Here is an 18,633-nt window from a genome sequence, read left to right on the forward strand (position 1 = left end):
TGGCTTGTCGGTCGGTCCCGATAGGCTGAAAGCATGACGCGAGCCGAGCAGCCAACGGCCCCCAAGCCGGCCCCCGACGACGCCCTTGTCGCGGACTCCCGCGAGCGCGCCGTTCGCGCCCTGCTGCAACGACCGCAGCTGAGGCGGTTGTGGAGCGCACAGTTCGTGGGGTCGATCGGTGACACCCTCGCCCTCCTGGTGCTGGTGCTGCTGACCCTTCAAGCGGCCATCAGTGAAGGCTCGTTCGGCGGGAACTACCGGGGCGTGGCGTTCGCAGTGGCGACCGTCTTCGCGGTACGCATCCTCGCGACGCTGCTCTTCGGCGCCGTACTCCTCGGCCCCCTCACCTCGCTCACCTCCCACGACGGCCCTCTCGACCGCCGTTGGACGATGGTCGGCGCCGACACCGTCCGGGTCCTCGCGCTCATCGTCGCCCCGCTGTGGATCGACTGGACGCCGGACAACGCGCTGGCGATCCTGCTGGTGACCGCCTTCGTGACCGGTGTGGCCGAACGCTTCTGGACGGTGTGCCGCGAGAGCGCCGCGCCCGCGCTGCTGCCGGCCCCACCGCCGGAGGGCGCGACGGTACGGCCCCTGCCGGACCACCTGGACGCCCTGCGCCGTCTGTCGCTGCGCACCACCTTCGTGGCCATCCCGCTCGCGGCCGCCGCGCTCGTCCTCGCCGGACTGCTCAACAACCTGCTGGGCGCCGGCCTCGACTGGTTCGCCCAGCACCAGGCCGCCCTCGCCTCGTACGTGGCGGCCGGGCTCTTCGCCGCCTCCCTGTCCGTCGTGGTGTTCCTGGAACTGCCCGACACGCGCACCCCGCGCGCGCGTTCGCCGCTGGAGGGACTGCGCCGGCCCAAGACGGCCTCGGGCGTCGACAAGGGCCGCACGGGTGCCATCCCGCTGCTCGTGCTCTCCGGCGCGGCCGTCGCCGGCGCGATCGCCGCGGCCGTCGCCGTGTGCGTGCTGCACGCCAAGGACCTGCACGGCGGCCCGGTGACCTACGGCCTGCTGGTCCTCGGACTGACCGGCGGTGTCCTCGTCGGCATCCGTACGGCGCCGAAGATCCTGGTGTCGCTCTCGCGCCGCCGCCTGCTCGCGCTCGCCATCGCCTTCACCGGCATCGCGCTGCTGGCCGCCGGGCTCGTCCCGGACGTCACCACGGTCCTGCTGATCGTCACGCTGGCCGGCATCGGCGCGGGCGTCGCCGCCAACACCGGGCACACCCTCCTCGACCAGGAGGCCGAGGACCACCGGCGCGCGCGGACGACCGAGCACCTGCACGCGGTCGTGCGGGTCACCGTGGCGCTCGGCGCGGTGATCGCCCCGGTCGTGGCGGCCGGGATCGGCCCGCACCGGCTGGAGAACGGCAAGTTCGTCTTCGCCCACGGCGGCGCCGCCTTCACCCTCATGCTGGTCGGCGCGCTGCTGCTGCCGGTGGCCGCGCTCGTACTGGCCAAGGTCGACGACCGCTCCGGCGTGCCGCTGCGGCACGATCTGCGGGACGCCCTGCTGGGCGGCGACGACCCGGTGACCACGCCCGCCGGGAACGGTTTCTTCATCGCCCTGGAGGGCGGCGACGGCGCCGGCAAGTCCACGCAGGCCGAAGCGCTCGCCGAGTGGATCCGGGCCAAGGGCCACGAGGTCGTGGTGACCCGCGAGCCGGGCGCGACCCCGGTCGGCAAGCGGCTGCGGTCGATCCTGCTGGACGTCTCCAGCGCCGGCCTGTCCCACCGGGCCGAGGCCCTGCTGTACGCGGCGGACCGCGCGGAGCACGTGGACACGGTGGTACGGCCCGCCCTGGAGCGGGGCGCCGTCGTGATCTCCGACCGGTACATCGACTCCTCGGTCGCCTACCAGGGAGCGGGCCGCGACCTGTCCCCGACGGAGATCGCCCGCATCAACAGGTGGGCGACGAACGGCCTCGTACCCCACCTCACCGTGCTGCTGGACATCTCCCCGGAGAGCGCGCGCGAGCGGTTCACCGAGGCCCCGGACCGGCTGGAGTCGGAGCCGGCCGAGTTCCACGCGCGCGTGCGCTCCGGCTTCCTCACCCTCGCCGCGGCCGACCCCGGGCGGTACCTGGTGGTGGACGCCGGCCAGGAGCCCGAGGCCGTCACCACTGTCGTACGCCACCGGCTCGACCAGATGCTGCCGCTGTCCGAGCAGGAGATCCGGGAGCAGGAGGAGGCGCGCAGGAAGGCCGAGGAGGAGGCCCGCCGCAAGGCCGAGGAGGAGGCCGCCCGCAAGGCCGAGGAGGAGCGGCTGGAGCGTGAGCGCCAGGAGCAGCTCGCCAAGCTGCGCGCCGAGGAGGAGGAGCGCAAGCGGCGCGAGCTGGAGGAGGCGCAGCGGCGCGAGGCCGAACGGCAGGCGGAGGAGGCCCGGCGCCGGGCCGAGGAGGCCGCCCGGCGTGCCGAGGAGGAGCGTCAGCGGCTGCTCGCCGAGGAGAAGGCGCGCGCCGAGGAGGAGGCCCGCCGCAAGGCCGAGGAGGAGCGTCGACGCAGGCAGGCCGAGGAGGAGGCCCGGCTGCAGGCGGAGGCGGACGCGCGGCGGCTGGAGAAGCAGCGCAAGGCCGAGGAGGCCCTGCTGCGCGCCGAGGAGGCCCGCCGGCTCGCCGAGCGGGCCGCGGCCGCCGCGGAGGCCGGTCCCAAGCAGCCGGCCGCGCCCGCGGTGCCGCCGGAGGCGCCGACCGCGCCGACGCCGGTGGTGACGCCCACGAACGCCTCGGGCGGACCCGTCGAGGAGACGGCCGTGCTGCGGCCGGTGCGCGACGAGGAGCCGCGGGGCGCGCGGCGCGGGGACCGTGCCGCCGGCGAGTCCGAGTCCGAGGTGACGGCCAAGCTGCCGCAGCCGCCGGCTCCCGCGGGTGCGGCGGACGAGACGGCCGTGCTGCCGCCGGTGGTGCCGGGTGCGGCGGACGAGACGGCCGTGCTGCCGCCGGTGGTGCCGGGTGCGGCGGACGAGACGGCCGTGCTGCCTCCGGTGCGCGGTGAGGATCCGTCGGACCGGGTGCCGCAGGGGTACTTCCGGGACGAGCCGGCGGGACCCGCCCGGCCGGACGGGACCGAGGACCGTACCCGCGAGATGCCCCAGCTCGACGCCGAGGGCGCGCCGCGGCGCAGGACCCGGTCCGACTGGGCCGAGGAGACCCCGCTGGACGACCTGCCCACGCTGGCGGACGAACTGCTCGGGCCGCATCAGGACGGCCACGACGACGACCCGGGCCGGGGCCGGCGGCGCGGCCGGGGACGTTGAGGAACACCCCCGGAGAGCTGAGGCATCGGAGGGGCGGCCGGCCCGTGTGGCGGCCGCCCCTCCGGCTCCGTCGGCCCCGTTGTCAGTGCCACCCCGCACAATGGAACGCGCAACACGAACCGTGACGAAAGGGCGGGGGGACACATGACCGTCTGGGACGACCTCGTCGGCCAGGAGAAGGTGGCCGCGCAGCTGGACGCGGCCGCCCGGGACGCCGATGCCCTCGTCACCGCCGTCGCGGCCGCCGCGCCGCTTCCCGAGGCGTCCAAGATGACGCACGCCTGGCTGTTCACCGGCCCGCCCGGCGCCGGGCGCAACCAGGCGGCGCGGGCCTTCGCCGCCGCCCTGCAGTGCGTCTCGCCCGACCGCGCGCTCGGCGGATCCCCCGGCTGCGGATTCTGCGACGGCTGTCACACGGCCCTGGTCGGCACGCACGCCGACGTCACGACCGTCGCCGCGGTCGGCACGCAGATCCTCGCCGAGGACATGCGGGACACCGTACGGAAGTCGTTCACGTCCCCGGCGAACGGCCGCTGGCAGGTCATCCTCGTCGAGGACGCCGAGCGGCTGAACGAGAAGTCGGCCAACGCCGTCCTCAAGGCCGTGGAGGAGCCCGCCCCGCGCACGGTCTGGCTGCTGTGCGCGCCCTCCATCGAGGACGTCCTGCCCACCATCCGCTCCCGCTGCCGCCACCTGAACCTGCTGACGCCGTCGGTGGACGCCGTCGCCGACATGCTCGTACGCCGTGAGGGGATCGAACCGGCCGTCGCCGCCGCCGTGGCCCGCGCCACCCAGGGGCACGTCGACCGGGCCCGCCGCCTGGCGACCGACCCGGCCGCCCGTGAGCGCCGCGCCGCCGTCCTGAAGCTGCCGCTGCGGGTCGAGGACGTCGGCGGAGCGCTCAGGGCCGCCCAGGAGCTCGTCGACGCGGCCGCCGAGGACGCCAAGCAGCTCGCCGAGGAGATGGACGGCAAGGAGACGGAGGAGCTGAAGGCGGCCATGGGCGCGGTCCAGGGCGGCCGGATGCCGCGCGGGACGGCCGGTGTCATGAAGGACCTGGAGGACAAGCAGAAGCGGCGCCGGACCCGCACCCAGCGCGACAGCCTCGACCTCGCGCTGACCGACCTCACCGCGTTCTACCGGGACGTCCTCGCCCTTCAGCTCGGCTCGCGGGTCGCCATCGCGAACGCGGACGCCGAGGAGGCCCTGGAGCGCATCGCCCGCGGCACCAGACCGGAGTCCACGCTGCGCCGCATCGAGGCGATCGCCGCCTGCCGCGAGGCCCTCGACCGCAACGTGGCCCCGCTGCTCGCGGTGGAGGCGATGACGATGGCGCTCCGAGCCGGCTGAGGACGCCGACCTGCGAGTCCGAGCCGGCGATCAACGGATGTTGACCGGGTAACTCGTACGAGCCATGCTCCATACGCACCGCATTCGATCCATTGCGCACGGTTACGCTCGCCTGATGCACATCAGGCGCAGCATCCGTCCCGGCCGGCCCCGAAACGCCGCCCTCCTCCTCGCCACCGCCGCCCTGCTCGTCTCCGCCTGCTCCACCTCGGGTCCGGACAGCTCCGCCGGCGGCGCGGCGGAGGCGGCGCTGGCCGCGCTGCCCCGGTCGACGCCGTCCGCGCTGGCGCCGTACTACGGGCAGACGCTGAGCTGGCGCGCATGCGGTGTCCCCGGCTTCGAGTGCGCCACGATGAAGGCGCCGCTCGACTACGCCCACCCGGGCGGCGGGGACGTGAAGCTGGCCGTCGCCCGCAAGAAGGCCACGGGCAAGGGCGAGCCGCTGGGGTCGCTGCTGGTCAACCCCGGCGGGCCGGGCGGATCGGCGATCGGCTACCTGCAGCAGTACGCGGGCATCGGCTACCCGGCCGAGGTGCGCGCCCGCTACGACATGGTCGCGGTCGACCCGCGCGGCGTCGCCCGCAGCGAGCCCGTCGAGTGCCTGAACGGCCGCCAGATGGACGCGTTCACACAGACCGACACGACACCCGACGACCAGCGGGAGACCGGCGAACTCGTCGACGCGTACAAGAAGTTCGCGGAGGGCTGCGGGGCGCACTCGGCGGGCCTGCTGCGGCATGTGTCGACCGTCGAGGCCGCCCGGGACATGGACATCCTGCGGGCGGCGCTCGGGGACCGGAAGCTGAGTTACGTGGGGGCGTCGTACGGGACGTTCCTCGGGGCGACGTACGCCGGGCTGTTCCCGGAGCGGGTGGGCCGGCTGGTGCTGGACGGCGCGATGGACCCCACGCTGTCCGCGCGGCGGCTGAACCTCGACCAGACGGCGGGCTTCGAGACGGCGTTCCAGTCCTTCGCGAGGGACTGCGTGCGGCAGCCGGACTGCCCGCTCGGCCACAAGGGGACCACGCCCGCGCAGGTGGGCCGCAACCTCAGCGCCTTCTTCAAGAAGCTGGACGCGCACCCTCTCGCCACCGGCGACGCGGACGGCCGCAAGCTCGGCGAGGCCCTCGCGACCACCGGTGTGATCGCGGCGATGTACGACGAGGGTTCGTGGTCGCAGCTGCGGGAGGCGTTGACGTCGGCGATGAAGGAGGGCGACGGAGCGGGCCTGCTGGTGCTGTCCGACAGCTACTACGAGCGTGACGGGCAGGGCCGCTACTCGAACCTGATGTTCGCCAACGCCGCGGTGAACTGCCTGGACCTGCCGGGCGCGTTCTCCTCGCCCGAGCAGGTGGAGAAGGCGCTGCCGTCCTTCGAGAAGGCGTCGCCCGTCTTCGGCGAGGGGCTGGCGTGGGCCTCCCTGAACTGCGCGTACTGGCCGGTGAAGGCCACGGGCGAGCCCCACCGCATCGAGGCCAAGGGCGCGGCGCCCATCGTCGTGGTCGGCACCACCCGCGACCCGGCGACCCCGTACCGCTGGGCGCAGTCCCTGGCCGCCCAGCTCACCTCCGGCCGCCTCCTCACCTACCAGGGCGACGGCCACACCGCCTACGGCCGCGGCAGCGAATGCATCGACTCCGCGATCGACACCTACCTGCTGCGCGGCACCCCGCCAGCCAAGGGAAAACGCTGCTCGTAAAGCCTGCTCCACACCCCGGAACCCCCGCCTCCGGGGCGTGGTCCGAGCACCCCCGGAAACTGTGTAGACTTACCGACGTTGCTGATCGCACCATAGTGCGGACGGCGCGCCGCCTTAGCTCAGATGGCCAGAGCAACGCACTCGTAATGCGTAGGTCTCGGGTTCGAATCCCGAAGGCGGCTCCAGCAAACCCCAGGTCAGAGGTTGTCGGCCTGGGGTTTCTCATGTTCCCTGACGGGTGGCGTGAGTGGGTCGCGCTCGGATGATCGGAGGCCGGACATGGGCGGAACGGGTGCTGCGGCCGGCGGCTACTCCGGCACTCCGCTCGCCGGGAAGCTCGGCGTCAAGGCCGGTCATCGCCTCGCCCTGCGCCACGCGCCGGACGTCTTCGACATCCCCGGTCTCCCGGACGGCGTCGAACGCGTCGCGGCGGGTCCGCGGGGGGCCGACGTCACCGTCGCCTTCTACCGGGAGCACCGCGTGCTCGCCGCGGAGGCCCCGGCGCTCGTCGAGGAGCTCGCCGACGACGCCATGCTCTGGATCGCGTGGCCGCGCAAGGCCGCCGGGCACGTCAGCGACATCGCCGAGAACGACCTGCGGGAGCTGTTCCTCCCGCTCGGCGTGGTCGACGTGAAGGTGGCCGCGCTGGGGGAGGACTGGTCGGGGCTGAAGTTCGTGCGACGCAAGGAGAACCGCCGTACGAAGGCGTGAGTGGCCCGCGAGCCGGGTCGCTCCCCGCCTTGGCCGACGTATGAACGGGTGAACAGGGGCGCGGTTCGTCCCAAGACTTGGCATACGAAAGGGCGTACTCAGGAAGTCCACACCGTGAACGGCTAGCATCGCGGCCGATGTTGGGGACGGCCGGACGGGGTGTGGGCATGGAGGACAGGCGAGTGCCGCGGATCGCCGTCGCCGTCGTGACCATGGGCAATCGGCCCGTCGAGGTCGACGCGCTGCTGGAGTCCGTGGCCAAGCAGGACCTCGCCCCGACGCGGATCGTGATCGTCGGCAACGGCTGCCCGCTGCCCGACTTCGCCGAGCGCCTCTCGCTGCCCGGCGAGGTCACCCTCCTGGAACTCGACGAGAACCTCGGCTGCCCCGGCGGGCGCAACGCGGCCCTGGAGAGCCTGCGGGAGTTGGGGGACGTGGACGTCGTCGTCGAACTGGACGACGACGGGCTGCTCGTCGACGCCGATGTGCTGCGGCGGGTGGGGGAGCTGTTCGCGGCCGACCCCCGGCTCGGCATCGTCGGCTTCCGTATCGCGGACGAGCACGGCGAGACCCAGCAGCGGCACGTGCCGAGGGTCGGCGCCTCCGACCCGATGCGCGGCGGATTCGTCACCGGGTTCCTCGGCGGCGGGCACGCCTTCCGTACGGCCATGCTCGACGAGATCGGGCACTGGCCCGCGGCGTTCTTCTTCGCCCACGAGGAGACCGACCTCGCCTGGCGGGCGGCCGACGCCGGCTGGCGCATCCTGTACGCACCCGAACTGCTGCTCCAGCACCCGAAGACCTCGCCGGCCCGGCACGCCATCTACTACCGGGTGAACGCCCGGAACAGGGTGTGGCTCGTGCGCCGTCGGCTGCCGCTGCCGCTCATCCCGGTCCACCTGGGCATCTGGGTGCTCGTCACCCTCCTGCGCACCCGGTCGCGGGCCGGACTGCGCGCCTGGTTCGGCGGCTTCCTGGAAGGCATGCGGGAACCGGCGGGGGAACGGCGGCCGATGCGCTGGCGGACGGTGTGGCGCCTGTCGCGCCTGGGTCGCCCGCCGGTCATCTGAGAGCGACCGGCAGGGACCGAGAGGGAGGGGACGAGGGTCCCGGTCGTTCACCTCCGCCGACCAGGACCCTCTGACGTCCCCCGGACCCGGCCGCGACGGCGACACTCCCCCGAGCAACGCGTCTGACGCGCGCACCCCCGGGCCGGTTCCGATGAAATGATCACATCAGGTCGCGCCAACAGATCGCTAACATGTGGCCAACGGTCCTCCGCGCCGTCCCCGGTCGACTGGCGTGAAGCCGTCGGCCCGCAGGGCCGCGGCGGCGGAACCGCGGCGGATTCCGACAGGGGCCGGTCATAGGACGGGTGGCGGGAAACCGCCGGGAAGAGGGCGGATTTCCGCCGAGAGCGGTGGGCGGTGGGCGGCGTGAGTCGGCACGAGCTGCGGTTCGGGCTGCTGGGACCACCGGTCCTCTACGACGTCCAGGGCGCCACCGAGTCCGAGTCCGCGTCCGCCGCCGACCGGAGCCGGCCCGTCGAGGACACCGGCGTCACGGCGATCGGCAGCCCGAAGGTCCGCGCCCTGCTGGCCGCGCTGCTCCTGGAGGCCGGCCGGGTCGTCTCCGTCGACTCGCTCAAGGACGCGCTGTGGGGCCTCGCGCCACCCGCCTCCGCGCACGCCTCGCTGCACAACCACGTGGCCCGGCTGCGGCGGCTGCTGGACGACCCCGAACGGCTGCGGACCGTGCCGCCCGGGTACGTCCTGCGGGTCGAGCGGGGCGAGTTGGACGTCCACGTCTTCGAACGCCACGTCGCGGCGGCCCGCGGAGCCCACGCCGCGCGCAACTGGGAGCGGGTGTTGCGCGAGTGCGCCTGCGCGCTCGCCCTGTGGCGCGGCACACCGCTCGACGGTCTGCCGTACGACCTGGGCGGATACGCCTTCGCGCAGCGCCTCGCCCAGGCCCGGCTGCTCCTCCTGGAGTGGCGCTACGACGCCGAGCTCGCCATCGGCGGCTCTCGACTCGACCGGCTCGTACCGGAGCTGGCCGCGCTCGCCGCCGAGCATCCGCTCCGTGAGTCCTACCACCGCCAGCTCATGCTCGCCCTGCACCGCACCGGCCGCCGCGCCGAGGCCCTCGCCGTCCACCGCGACCTGCGCGCCCGCCTCGTCGAGGACCTCGGCGTCGAACCGGGCCAGCAGGTCCGCGAGGCCCATGTGGAGGTGCTGCGGGCCGCCGACGACGCAGCGGCCGATGCCGACGCCGGTACCCTCGGCGGAGTCACCCCCGCCGCTCCGTGCGAGGACGGCTCCATCCCGGCCGCTCCGCCCCCGGCGCCCCACCCCGCCCAGCCCTACCCTCCGCCCGCACAACTCCCGCCGCCCCCCGCCCACTTCACCGGTCGTGCCGCCGTGCTCGACGACCTACGCGTCACCCTCGGCGCCGGCGCCGAGGGCGCCCCCGCCGTCGCCGTCATCAGCGGCATGCCCGGCGTCGGCAAGAGCGCCCTCGCGCTGCACGTCGCCCATGAACTGCGGGAACGTTTCCCCGACGGTCAGCTCTACGTCAACCTGCACGGCGCCACACCCGGCATGACGCCCCTCAGCGCCGCCCAGGCCCTCACCGCCCTCCTCCGCGACCTGGGCACCGACCCCCGCCACATCCCCGAACACCCCGACGCAGCGACCGCGTTGCTGCGCTCCCTCCTCGCCCCGACCCGCACCCTGCTGGTGCTGGACGACGCCGCGAACGCCGCGCAGGTACGGCCGCTGCTGCCGGCCGGCGCCGGTTGCGCGGTGATCGTCACCAGCCGCTCGTCCCTCACCGTCCTCGACGGAGCCCGCCGCCACCCGCTCACCCCGCTGACCGGCGAGGAGAGCGCGGCACTGCTGCGGGCGGTCTCCGGCCGGGACGGCCTCGGCGCGGCCCACCCCCTCGTCGAACTCACCGGCCGCCTCCCGCTCGCCCTGCGCATCGTCGCGGCGCGCCTCGCCGCCCGCCGCGCGCTCACCCCGGACATGCTGGCCGGGCAACTGGCCGCCACCGAGGGACGGTTGCACCACCTGGAGTACGACGACCTGAGCGTCCGCCGTTCGCTCGCCGTCGCCCACGAGGCGCTCGCCGCGTCGGACCGGGAGTCCGACCGGGACGCCGCCCTCGTACTGCGCGGCATCGGCGCCCTCGACCTGCCCGCGTACGGCGCACCCCTGCTCGCCCGTCTCGCCGGCATCGACGCGCACCGCGCCGAGGCGGCCCTGGACCGGCTCATCGACGTGGCGCTCCTGGAGGAGACGGCGTACGGCCGGTACGCCCCGCACGCCTTGGTCCGCGACTTCGCCCGCGAACTCGCCGAGGGGGCGGGCGCATCGGGCGCCCCGTCGACCGCGGCCGCCGCCGACATCGCCCTGCGCTGGTACGCGGCCGTCGCCGAACTCGCCCTCATCGCGCTCGTCGAACCGGGCCTCGACCGCGAGGACCGCCGCCGCCCGACCGCCACCCAGCCGCCGGACCACGCGACGGAGGTCGACGCCCTGCCTCCCTTCGAGTCCGGCGAACAGGCCTTTGCCTGGGGGGACATGGAGCTGGAGAACGTGGTGACCCTGGTGGAGCGGTACGCCGACGCGCCGGCGGACGCCGGCAACCGTCTGGTCGCCCGCATCTCCTGCCTCATCCGTCTGCTCTTCCCCTACGTCCAGCGCAGCGGCCGGGTCGCCGAGATGGAGGTCCTCGGCCGTACCGCCCTGCGGCTGGCCTGGCGGCTCGGCGACGAGGTGGCCGAGGCGTACGCACTGGGTGACCTGGGCGGAGTGCACTTCCTGACGGGCCGCCAGAACGAGGCCCTCGCCCTCAACGACCGGGCCCTGGGGATCTGGCGCCGACTCGGCCGGGTCTCCTGGATGCGCCGCTGCCTCAACAACCGGGGCCTGCTGCTGGAGGGCCTCGGCCGGTACGCGGAGTCGGAGCGGGCGCTGCGCCGGAGCCTGGAGTACTCACGCCGGCTGAACGACCCCTACGGCGAGGCCGTGACCCACAGCCACCTCGGCAATCTCCACGAGCACACCGACCCGCGGGCCGCCATCGAGCAGTACCGGCGTTCGCTGGTGATCGGAGAGGAGATCGGCGCCGTCATCGTGCAGCACTCCGCGCACTGCAACATCGGGTACGCGCATCTCACCCTCGGTGAACCGGTCGCCGCCCTGCCGCACTTCGAGGAGAGCCTGCGCATCCTCGGCGGCCGCGGAGACTGGCACGGCGAGTCCCAGACCCGGCTCGGCCTGGTGCGCGCGCTCCGCCTGCTGGGCCGTACCGAACGGGCCGAGCACGAGTGCGCCGAGCTCCTGCGGCGGGCCGACGCCCGCGCCGACCGCTACGCCGGCGGTCTCGCCCGCCACCAGTACGGCCTCCTGCTGCGAGAGCGGGGCCGCGCCGAGCAGGCGCGCGCCGAGTGGCACGCCGCCCTCGATGCCCTGGACGGCACGGACGAGCAGACGGTGGCGGCGGAACTGCGGGAACTGCTGCACCGGTGACCGCGGACCTGGTGACGCTTCACTTGGCGTCCGCGTAGCACTCCACCACCGCCGTGGTGAACGGGAACCGTACCGGCGTCTGCCCGAAGGTCAGCCGGCCCGCCGTCTCGGCCGCCTCCCGGATCGCCGCCACGACCGTCGCCGCCTCCTCCTCGGGACAGTGCACGATCACCTCGTCGTGCTGGAAGAAGACCAGCTCGGCGGCCATGCCCGCGCAGGCCTGCCGCAGCCCCGCGAGCAGCAGCAGGGCCCAGTCGGCCGCGCTGCCCTGCACCACGAAGTTACGGGCGAACCGGCCGCGGGCGCGGGCGTTGGTCGAGGCGTACCCCGGCACCCACTCGGAGCCCGAGCCCGAGCTCGACCCGGGACCGGTCTCGGCGGGGTCGTCCTGCGGGATGCCCGCCTCCTCCGCCGCGTCCTCGCCCGGCCGTGCCGCCGGCGGGCAGGTCCGCCCCAGCCAGGTCCGCACGAGCCGCCCCTCCTCGCCGGCGCGGGCGGCGTCGTCGACGTAGGCCACCGCTTTGGGGAAGCGGCGTCTGAGGGCGGCCAGGTTCTTCAGGCCGTCGCCGGAGGTCTGCCCGTACACGGCGCCCAGCACGGCGAGCTTGGCCTGGTCGCGGTTGCCGGAGAAGGCCCGGTCGGAGACGGACTGGTACAGGTCCGTCTCGCGTCCCGCCACCTCCATCAGCCCGGGGTCGCGGGAGATGGCCGCGAGCACCCGCGGCTCCATCTGGTCGGCGTCCGCGACGACCAGCCGCCAGCCCGGGTCGGCGACGACCGCGCGCCGGATCACCTTCGGGATCTGCAGCGCGCCCCCGCCGTTGGTGACCCACCGGCCCGTGACCGTGCCGCCCGCATGGAACTCCGGGCGGAACCGCCCGTCCCGCACCCAGTCCTGCAGCCACGACCAGCCGTGGGCGACCCAGATGCGGTACAGCTTCTTGTACTCCAGCAGCGGCTTCACGGCCGGATGGTCGATGGACCGGATCTCCCACCGCCGGGTGGAGCGCACCTTGATGCCGGCCTGCGCGAACGCCTTGACGACGTCGGCGGGCAGGTCGGGCCGCACCCGGCGTCCGAAGGCGGCCGACACCTCGTCGGCGAGCTCGGCCAGCCGCCGGGGCTCGCCGCCGCCCGCGTACCGCTCGCCGAGCAGTTCGTGCAGCACGCGGCGGTGCACCTCGGCGCTCCACGGCAGTCCGGCGCGGTTCATCTCGGCGGCGACCAGCATGCCCGCCGACTCGGCCGCGGTCAGCAGGCGCATCCGCTCCGGGCGGTCGGTCGCCTCGTGCCGGCGCTGCTGCTCGGCGTACACCTCGACGAGGTCGGGCAGCGGCACATGGACGGGGCGAGGCTCGAAGAGGGAGGACTGCGAGCCCGGTACGGCGGCCCGCTGGGGCGGGTCGGGCGGTACGGGGCCGCCGCGCAGCCGGGCCAGGGCGGCGGCCGCCGACCGGGGTTCGCCGGACCGCCCCTCGTGCCCGAGCAGCAGGGTCTCTGCGTCCTCGACGTCGTAGCACCGCTCCACTCGCACCCCCGCGGCGAGCAGGCGCGGATACACCTCGGCCGTGGACCGCCACACCCAGCGGGCGACCTCCGGCCGGGCGCGCACGGCGGTGGCGAGGTCGGGTTCCCACAGGACCGGTCCGGCGAGCAGCCCGTCCGGGCCGAGGGGGGCGATCTCCGCGCCACCGTCCTCGGCCGGAGCGAGCGCCCAGCGGTCGGTCATACCGCCGAGTCTGGCAGGAGGGTCTGACAACGGCCGCAGGCCGACCGCGGCGGGGCCTGCGGGTACTTCCCCAGGGCCCCTCAGGCCGACCGGGGCGGGGGCCTGCGGATACGTTCCAGGCCTCAGGCCGACCGCGGCGGGGGCCTGCGGATACGTATCCAGGGCGTCCGTCCGACTGCGGAGGGGCCTGCAGGTACTTCTCCAGGCCCTCAGGTCGACTGCGGAGGGGCCTGCAGGTACTTCTCCAGGGCCTTGGCCAGCTCGGCCTCGACCGCCGTTTTGCCGATGCCGAGAAGGCGTCAACCCTGAGTTGACAGTCGGACGGCGAGGGCCGTGAAGACCGTCCCGGTGAAGAGGTTCAGCCCGCGCGCCACCCTGCGGCTCCGGCGCAGCAGTGAGGAGAGCTTGCCGGACAGCAGCCCGACCGAGCCGTCCACCGCGAACCCCATGACCGTGATCGTCAGCCCGAGGACCAGGAACTGCTCGCGCACATGACCCAGGGCGGGGTTCACGAACTGCGGCAGGAAGGCGACGTTGAAGAGGATCACCTTGGGGTTGAGGAGATTGGTCACGGCGCCCTGCCAGAAGGCGCGCCGCCGCCCCGGCTCCGCCGGTCCGCCCTCCTCGACCGCCGCTCCCCGGTCCCGGAACGCCTTCACCGCGAGGTGCAGCAGGTAGGCCGCGCCCGCCCAGCGCAGTGCGTGATACAGCGCCGGCAGCGACAGGAACAGCGCCGACAGGCCGAGCGCGGCGGCCACCGTGTGCACGAACATCGCGCAGGCCACGCCCGCCGCGGCCAGTACGCCGGTCCGTGGACCGCCCCGGCCGCCCATTGCCACGATGAACATCATGTCGGGGCCGGGGGTGACGCACAGGGCGAAGGCGGCGACCAGGAAGGCAGCGTACGAAGACATGTCCACCATGCCGCCATGCTCGAAACCGCCCTCCCCGGGGGCGAGCGAGTTTCGAGGAGTGAGACGGGACGAGTCCGGCGAACGCCATGTGGTCCGTGCGCGAACGGTGGTTGACTCACCTTCCGTGACCACGTCCACCACGCGTCCGGCGACGGGCCCTTCCCCCGCCGCGGCCCCGGCCCCCCTCTCCCTCGCGGACGTTCGCGGGCTCGTCGACGAGACGGTCCGCCTCCTCACCGGGCACGACGCCTTCTTGGACGTCGCCGACCGGCTGGCGGTGCTGCTGCGCCGACGGCTGGCGGAGGGGGCGTACGACGTCGAGAGCGCCGAGGAGCTCGGCCATCTGGTCACCGCCGACGTGCGGTCCCTGTGTGGCGACCGGCTCCCGGTCCTCGCCCACCACCCCGGGGGCCCCCGCTTGTCGGTGCCGCATGTCACGATCGAGGAGTGAGCACCCCGCCCCACGCCGGCACCGTCGACCGTGCCTTCCGCGCCGCCCTGTACGCCGATTCCGACTCCGCCCTCGACACCGGCGCGTCCCTCCTCGCGGCCGACCCCGCCGGTGACGCGGAACTGGCGCGGCGCGGACGGGAGTTCGTGGCGTCGGCCTGGCAGCGCGGCTGGCAGCCGGCCGACCTCGTCCGCATCGTGCGGCGCGAGCTGGACGACGTACACGTCCGCCTGGTGTCGGCGCTGATCCGCGAGCAGGCACCGGACGACCGCCCCCGCGGCCCCCGCTGGACGGCGCAGCTGGACGACCTCACGACGGACGCCCCCGCCCGCACCGACCGGTTCACGCACGCGACCACGGTCCTGGAGCTGTACCGCCTGCTGCTGCGCCTGCCCACGCTCGAACCCCTCGCGGACCGCGAGCACGGCTCCGCGACCGCCCACCGCAGCGGACCCGAGTCCCGCATGCTCGCCCGGATCCGCGCGCTGCTCGCCAAGGCGGAGGCGACCGGGTTCCCCGAGGAGGCGGAGGCGCTGACCGCCAAGGCGCAGGAGCTGACCGCCCGTTACAGCATCGACGAGGCGCTGCTGGCGGCCCGCGCGCCGGCCGCGGACGTCCCGGGCGCCTGCCGGATCGGGGTGGAGGCACCGTACGAACAGGCCAAGGCCGTCCTGCTGGATGTGGTGGCCACCGCCAACCACTGCCGGGCCGTGTGGAACGAACCGCTGGGCTTCTCCACGGTCGTCGGCTTCGAGGCGGACCTGGAGGTGGTCGAGCTGCTGCACACCTCGCTGCTCGTGCAGGCCATGCACGCGATGACGAAGGCGGAGGCCGGGCAGCGGGCGGGCGGCCGCAAGCGCACCAAGACCTTCCGGCAGTCCTTCTTCGCCGCCTACGCCCACCGGATGGGCATACGCCTCGCGGCCGCCGCGGAGAGCCAGGTGACCGACGATCTGCTGCCGGTCCTGGCCTCCCGCGAGGTCGCCGTCACGGCTCACACGGACCGCATGTTCCCGCGCACGACCACCACCCGGATGCGCGGGGTGAGCGACGCCGAGGGCTGGACGGAGGGCGTGGAGGCCGCCGACCGGGCGCAGGTGGCGTCCCGGCCGCGGCTGCCGTGAGACGGCGCGTCAGTCACCCGCCTGGGTGAAGGGCGTGACGGAGGCGTTCGGCGCGTCCCCCTGGAGGGCGACCTCGCCGTACGACCAGGGGAAGCTGTGGGCGCCGGTGGAGCCGGGAAGGGTGAACTTCGCGCTCTTGACGGGCAGGCTCTGCTTCCCGCCGGTGCCACCGCGCGTGTAGGTGATCGTGAAGGAGGCCGTCGCGTCCTTCGCCAGGGTCAGCTTCTGGGGCTGCGCGGACTTGTCGTGGGGGACGGATTTCGTGTCGCCGCCCGCGACGAGGTCGACGGCCGGGAATCCGGTCAGGACGCACTTGGCGTCGCGGTTGGTGACCGTGACGGTGACGTTGCCGGTGTCCCCGGCGGCCGGGGCCGCGCCGGCGGCGACGTCCACGCCGAGCGTGCACCCGGCGTCGGCCTTGTTCTTGTCGCCGTCGTCACCGCTGTTGCTGTCACAGGCGGTCAGGAGCAGGGCCGCCGCGAGGGCGGCGACGGCGAGCGGGGTGGTGCGCATGTGGTTCCTCTGGTGCTCAGGGGAGTGGTGCCGCCGAACCTACTGCCCCAGACCGGCCGTCGGCAGCCCGGACGGCAGCTTGCCACCTTCTGCCTTGGTGTAGGTCTCCTTGCCCAGGCTCCCCGACCACGTGATGTGCAGCGACTCCTTCGAAGCGGAGTCGACCATGCCGGTCGCCCGCTGCTTGCTGCCGTCCGTACAGGTCAGATGGATCATCTCCATCCCGGCCTCCTTGCCGGCCGTCCCGCTGCACACGGAGCCGCCGGTCGAGAAGAGGCCGGCCTGCTTGCCCGTGATCACCAGGGCCACGGCCTTGCCGTTCTTCGTGGCCAGCCAGCTGCCCTGCAGAGCGTCGGACGAGCTCGTCGCGGCACCGCTGCCGCCGCCCGTGGCCGAACCGGTGGCCGAGGAGGCGGAGGCGCTGGAGGTCGAGGAGGAGGCGTCGGAGCCGCCGCCGCTGCTGCACGCGGTCAGCGCGAGCGCGCCCGTCAGCCCCGCGGCAGCGGCCGCGACCCGCAGCAGTCGGCGCGACAGCGTACGGGCGGGACGCGTGAAGGTCGCCGAAGTCACTGGTAGCTCCCAAGCTGTAGCGGGCGGTGGCCGGGCGCCCGGCCGAGTGGCCACGACGCCCGCAGCAAGCTACCAGGGACCTCCTCCCGCCCCATGGGGACCGCCTGTGAGATTCACGAGACCTCCCACGCAGCGACGGCGGCACCTGCCAGGACGACCCGCGCACCCCCGGCAGGAACCCGGCGTGCGCCTGCTCACGCCCCGCTCCGCTCGTGCAAGGGCAGATGCAGGGAAACGGGGACTTCGGCCGGAGGCCGGCCACCGCTACCGCCCGACTTCCGTGCCCCGGCCCCAGATGAACTTCTCAGGTGCCATCGACGTGATGGTTGTCGAGTACGACGTCGAGCGGACGCTCTCCCTCCGCTGGACGGACGCCGATTCCGCCGACCCGGCGGACCGGACCATCACGTGGACATGGAACAGGAAGGCCGCGGAACGCGTCTCTTCCTTGTGAACGATCGTTGTGAACGATCCTTGTGCACGAGGGATTCGACCCCGACGACCCGGCCCGGCTGATGGCCCGCACGATCACGGGCCGGGACTGGAGAACGCATGTGATGCGGGCGCCGGGGCAGACGCTGGAGCGGATGGAGCACTCGCACTTCACATCCGTAACCACAGGAACACCCCGCGTGCACGTGCATATGCTCATGCATCTGCACGTGAACAGGGCTATGATCCCGAGCAGTTGACCATTGCATCAATGGCCCCAGGGCCACCGCACCATCGGGGAGCGACCTGTGGACCGCGACGTGTACAACGGCATGGCAGCCACGGAGCTGAACGGGGTGGCCTGGCAGAAGAGCCGGCACAGCAACTCGCAGGGTTCCTGCGTGGAGTTCGCCCGGCTGCCCGGCGGCGACGTGGCCGTGCGCAACTCCCGCTTTCCCGACGGGCCCGCGCTCGTCTACACCCGCGCGGAGATCGAGGCCATGCTCCTGGGTGTCAAGGACGGTGAGTTCGACCACCTCGTGGGCTGACCCGGGCCGTCGGCGGCGTCGTGGGGCCGGGCGTCGCGACGCGCGTAGAACCGCGGCGCGGGAAAACGCCGCGGTGCCTCACTCGGCCGACGGGGAGTGAGGCACGGGCAGTTGGAACAGTGCCCAGACGACCTTGCCGCCGAGCGTGCCCGCGAGCGGGTGCCAGCCCCAGCCGTCGGCGAAGGAGTCGACCAGGAACAGACCGCGCCCGGACTCCGCCGAGAAGTCCTCCTCCTCGCGCTCGACCGGGCTGTCCTGGCTGGGGTCGCGCACCGCGCACACCAGCCGCTCCGTCCAGCGCAGCAGGTGCAGCCGTACGCAGGGGGTCGGCTCCGCGGAACGCACCGCGCCGGCCGGCAGGGCATGGCGCAGTGCGTTGGTGACGAGTTCGGAGACCACCAGGCAGACGTCGTCGAAACGGTCGCCTATCTCCCACTGGTCCAGTGTTCTCCGGGTGAAACCCCGTGCCTCGCGCACCGCTTCGTAGCGGGCGGGGAGGGCGCAGGAGGCGGCGCTGGACACGGCCGCGATGTCCAGCGGCGGAAGGCCCTGCCGTAACGGCTCGAGCATGGTCGATCCATTCGTCCCCATGCGAGGCACTCCCGGGAATTCGCGGTCCAAGCGTGCACGATGCAGCGGTTGCGCGAGACCATGGTTTCGGATGTGTGGTGCAGATGCAAGGTGCAGATGCACGTGCACGTGACCGAATTGGACGTTCCCGTACCGCTTGTTGGCCATTTTTTCCGCCATCTTCTCTCCCCGTACTTGCCAACTCCCTCCCTCTTCCTGTGCAGAA

15 protein-coding genes and 1 tRNA gene are annotated in these 18,633 nt (G+C 73.6%); 11 read left to right on the top strand and 5 right to left on the bottom strand.

Annotation, left to right across the window (positions count from 1 at the left end; genetic code table 11):
- Positions 1-33: 33 nt before the first annotated feature.
- The 7 genes from tmk (at position 34) to LN251_RS15745 (ending at position 11,556) form a co-directional block, all read left to right on the top strand.
- Positions 34-3,261 (top strand): dTMP kinase, encoded by a 3,228-nt coding sequence (gene tmk / locus LN251_RS15715; RefSeq protein WP_458244972.1) that lies wholly within the window; start codon positions 34-36, stop codon positions 3,259-3,261.
- Between the two features lie 144 nt (positions 3,262-3,405).
- Positions 3,406-4,611 (top strand): DNA polymerase III subunit delta', encoded by a 1,206-nt coding sequence (locus LN251_RS15720; RefSeq protein ID WP_458244973.1) that lies wholly within the window; start codon positions 3,406-3,408, stop codon positions 4,609-4,611.
- Between the two features lie 115 nt (positions 4,612-4,726).
- Complete coding sequence (locus tag LN251_RS15725) at positions 4,727-6,310, top strand: alpha/beta hydrolase (protein ID WP_458244974.1); 1,584 nt, start codon at positions 4,727-4,729, stop codon at positions 6,308-6,310.
- Between the two features lie 108 nt (positions 6,311-6,418).
- A tRNA-Thr gene (locus LN251_RS15730) sits at positions 6,419-6,495 on the top strand.
- Between the two features lie 94 nt (positions 6,496-6,589).
- Positions 6,590-7,021, top strand: a complete 432-nt coding sequence (locus LN251_RS15735; RefSeq protein WP_458244975.1) for a DUF3052 domain-containing protein — start codon at positions 6,590-6,592, stop codon at positions 7,019-7,021.
- A 167-nt stretch (positions 7,022-7,188) separates the two neighbouring features.
- Positions 7,189-8,091, top strand: coding sequence for a glycosyltransferase family 2 protein (locus LN251_RS15740; protein WP_458244976.1), 903 nt, complete (start codon positions 7,189-7,191; stop codon positions 8,089-8,091).
- 357 nt (positions 8,092-8,448) lie between these two features.
- Positions 8,449-11,556 (top strand): BTAD domain-containing putative transcriptional regulator, encoded by a 3,108-nt coding sequence (locus LN251_RS15745; RefSeq protein WP_458244977.1) that lies wholly within the window; start codon positions 8,449-8,451, stop codon positions 11,554-11,556.
- A gap of 19 nt (positions 11,557-11,575) precedes the next feature.
- Here the strand turns inward: LN251_RS15745 and LN251_RS15750 are convergent, their stop codons facing one another.
- Both LN251_RS15750 and LN251_RS15755 read right to left on the bottom strand, forming a co-directional pair.
- Positions 11,576-13,285: a bifunctional 3'-5' exonuclease/DNA polymerase gene (locus tag LN251_RS15750; protein WP_458244978.1), complete on the bottom strand. Its 1,710-nt coding sequence runs from the start codon at positions 13,283-13,285 to the stop codon at positions 11,576-11,578.
- A 299-nt stretch (positions 13,286-13,584) separates the two neighbouring features.
- Entirely contained in the window at positions 13,585-14,208 is a 624-nt protein-coding gene (locus LN251_RS15755; protein ID WP_458244979.1) for a LysE family translocator, read from the bottom strand.
- Positions 14,209-14,323: 115 nt separating this feature from the next.
- On the opposite strand from LN251_RS15755, the gene LN251_RS15760 reads away from it, so the two are divergent.
- Both LN251_RS15760 and LN251_RS15765 read left to right on the top strand, forming a co-directional pair.
- Positions 14,324-14,650: a hypothetical protein gene (locus tag LN251_RS15760; protein ID WP_458244980.1), complete on the top strand. Its 327-nt coding sequence runs from the start codon at positions 14,324-14,326 to the stop codon at positions 14,648-14,650.
- Positions 14,647-15,774: a DUF2786 domain-containing protein gene (locus LN251_RS15765; RefSeq protein WP_458244981.1), complete on the top strand. Its 1,128-nt coding sequence runs from the start codon at positions 14,647-14,649 to the stop codon at positions 15,772-15,774. Before LN251_RS15760 ends, LN251_RS15765 begins: the two co-directional genes overlap by 4 nt.
- Positions 15,775-15,783: 9 nt before the next feature.
- Here LN251_RS15765 and LN251_RS15770 read toward each other — a convergent pair whose 3' ends face one another.
- Positions 15,784-16,287 carry a DUF4232 domain-containing protein gene (locus LN251_RS15770; protein ID WP_458244982.1) on the bottom strand — a complete coding sequence of 168 codons (504 nt, stop codon included), beginning with the start codon at positions 16,285-16,287 and terminating at the stop codon, positions 15,784-15,786.
- Between the two features lie 39 nt (positions 16,288-16,326).
- Positions 16,327-16,857: a hypothetical protein gene (locus LN251_RS15775; protein ID WP_458244983.1), complete on the bottom strand. Its 531-nt coding sequence runs from the start codon at positions 16,855-16,857 to the stop codon at positions 16,327-16,329.
- 295 nt (positions 16,858-17,152) lie between these two features.
- Here LN251_RS15775 and LN251_RS15780 point away from each other — a divergent pair, with 295 nt between their 5' ends.
- Together LN251_RS15780 and LN251_RS15785 are read left to right on the top strand one after the other, a co-directional pair.
- Positions 17,153-17,311 (top strand): hypothetical protein, encoded by a 159-nt coding sequence (locus LN251_RS15780; RefSeq protein ID WP_458244984.1) that lies wholly within the window; start codon positions 17,153-17,155, stop codon positions 17,309-17,311.
- Between the two features lie 310 nt (positions 17,312-17,621).
- Positions 17,622-17,837 (top strand): DUF397 domain-containing protein, encoded by a 216-nt coding sequence (locus LN251_RS15785; protein ID WP_058928262.1) that lies wholly within the window; start codon positions 17,622-17,624, stop codon positions 17,835-17,837.
- Positions 17,838-17,915: 78 nt separating this feature from the next.
- On the opposite strand, the gene LN251_RS15790 is transcribed toward LN251_RS15785, so the two are convergent.
- Positions 17,916-18,407 carry an ATP-binding protein gene (locus LN251_RS15790; protein ID WP_058924036.1) on the bottom strand — a complete coding sequence of 164 codons (492 nt, stop codon included), beginning with the start codon at positions 18,405-18,407 and terminating at the stop codon, positions 17,916-17,918.
- Positions 18,408-18,633 lie beyond the last annotated feature (226 nt).

This window comes from Streptomyces sp. MAI_2237 (genome assembly GCF_054189285.1).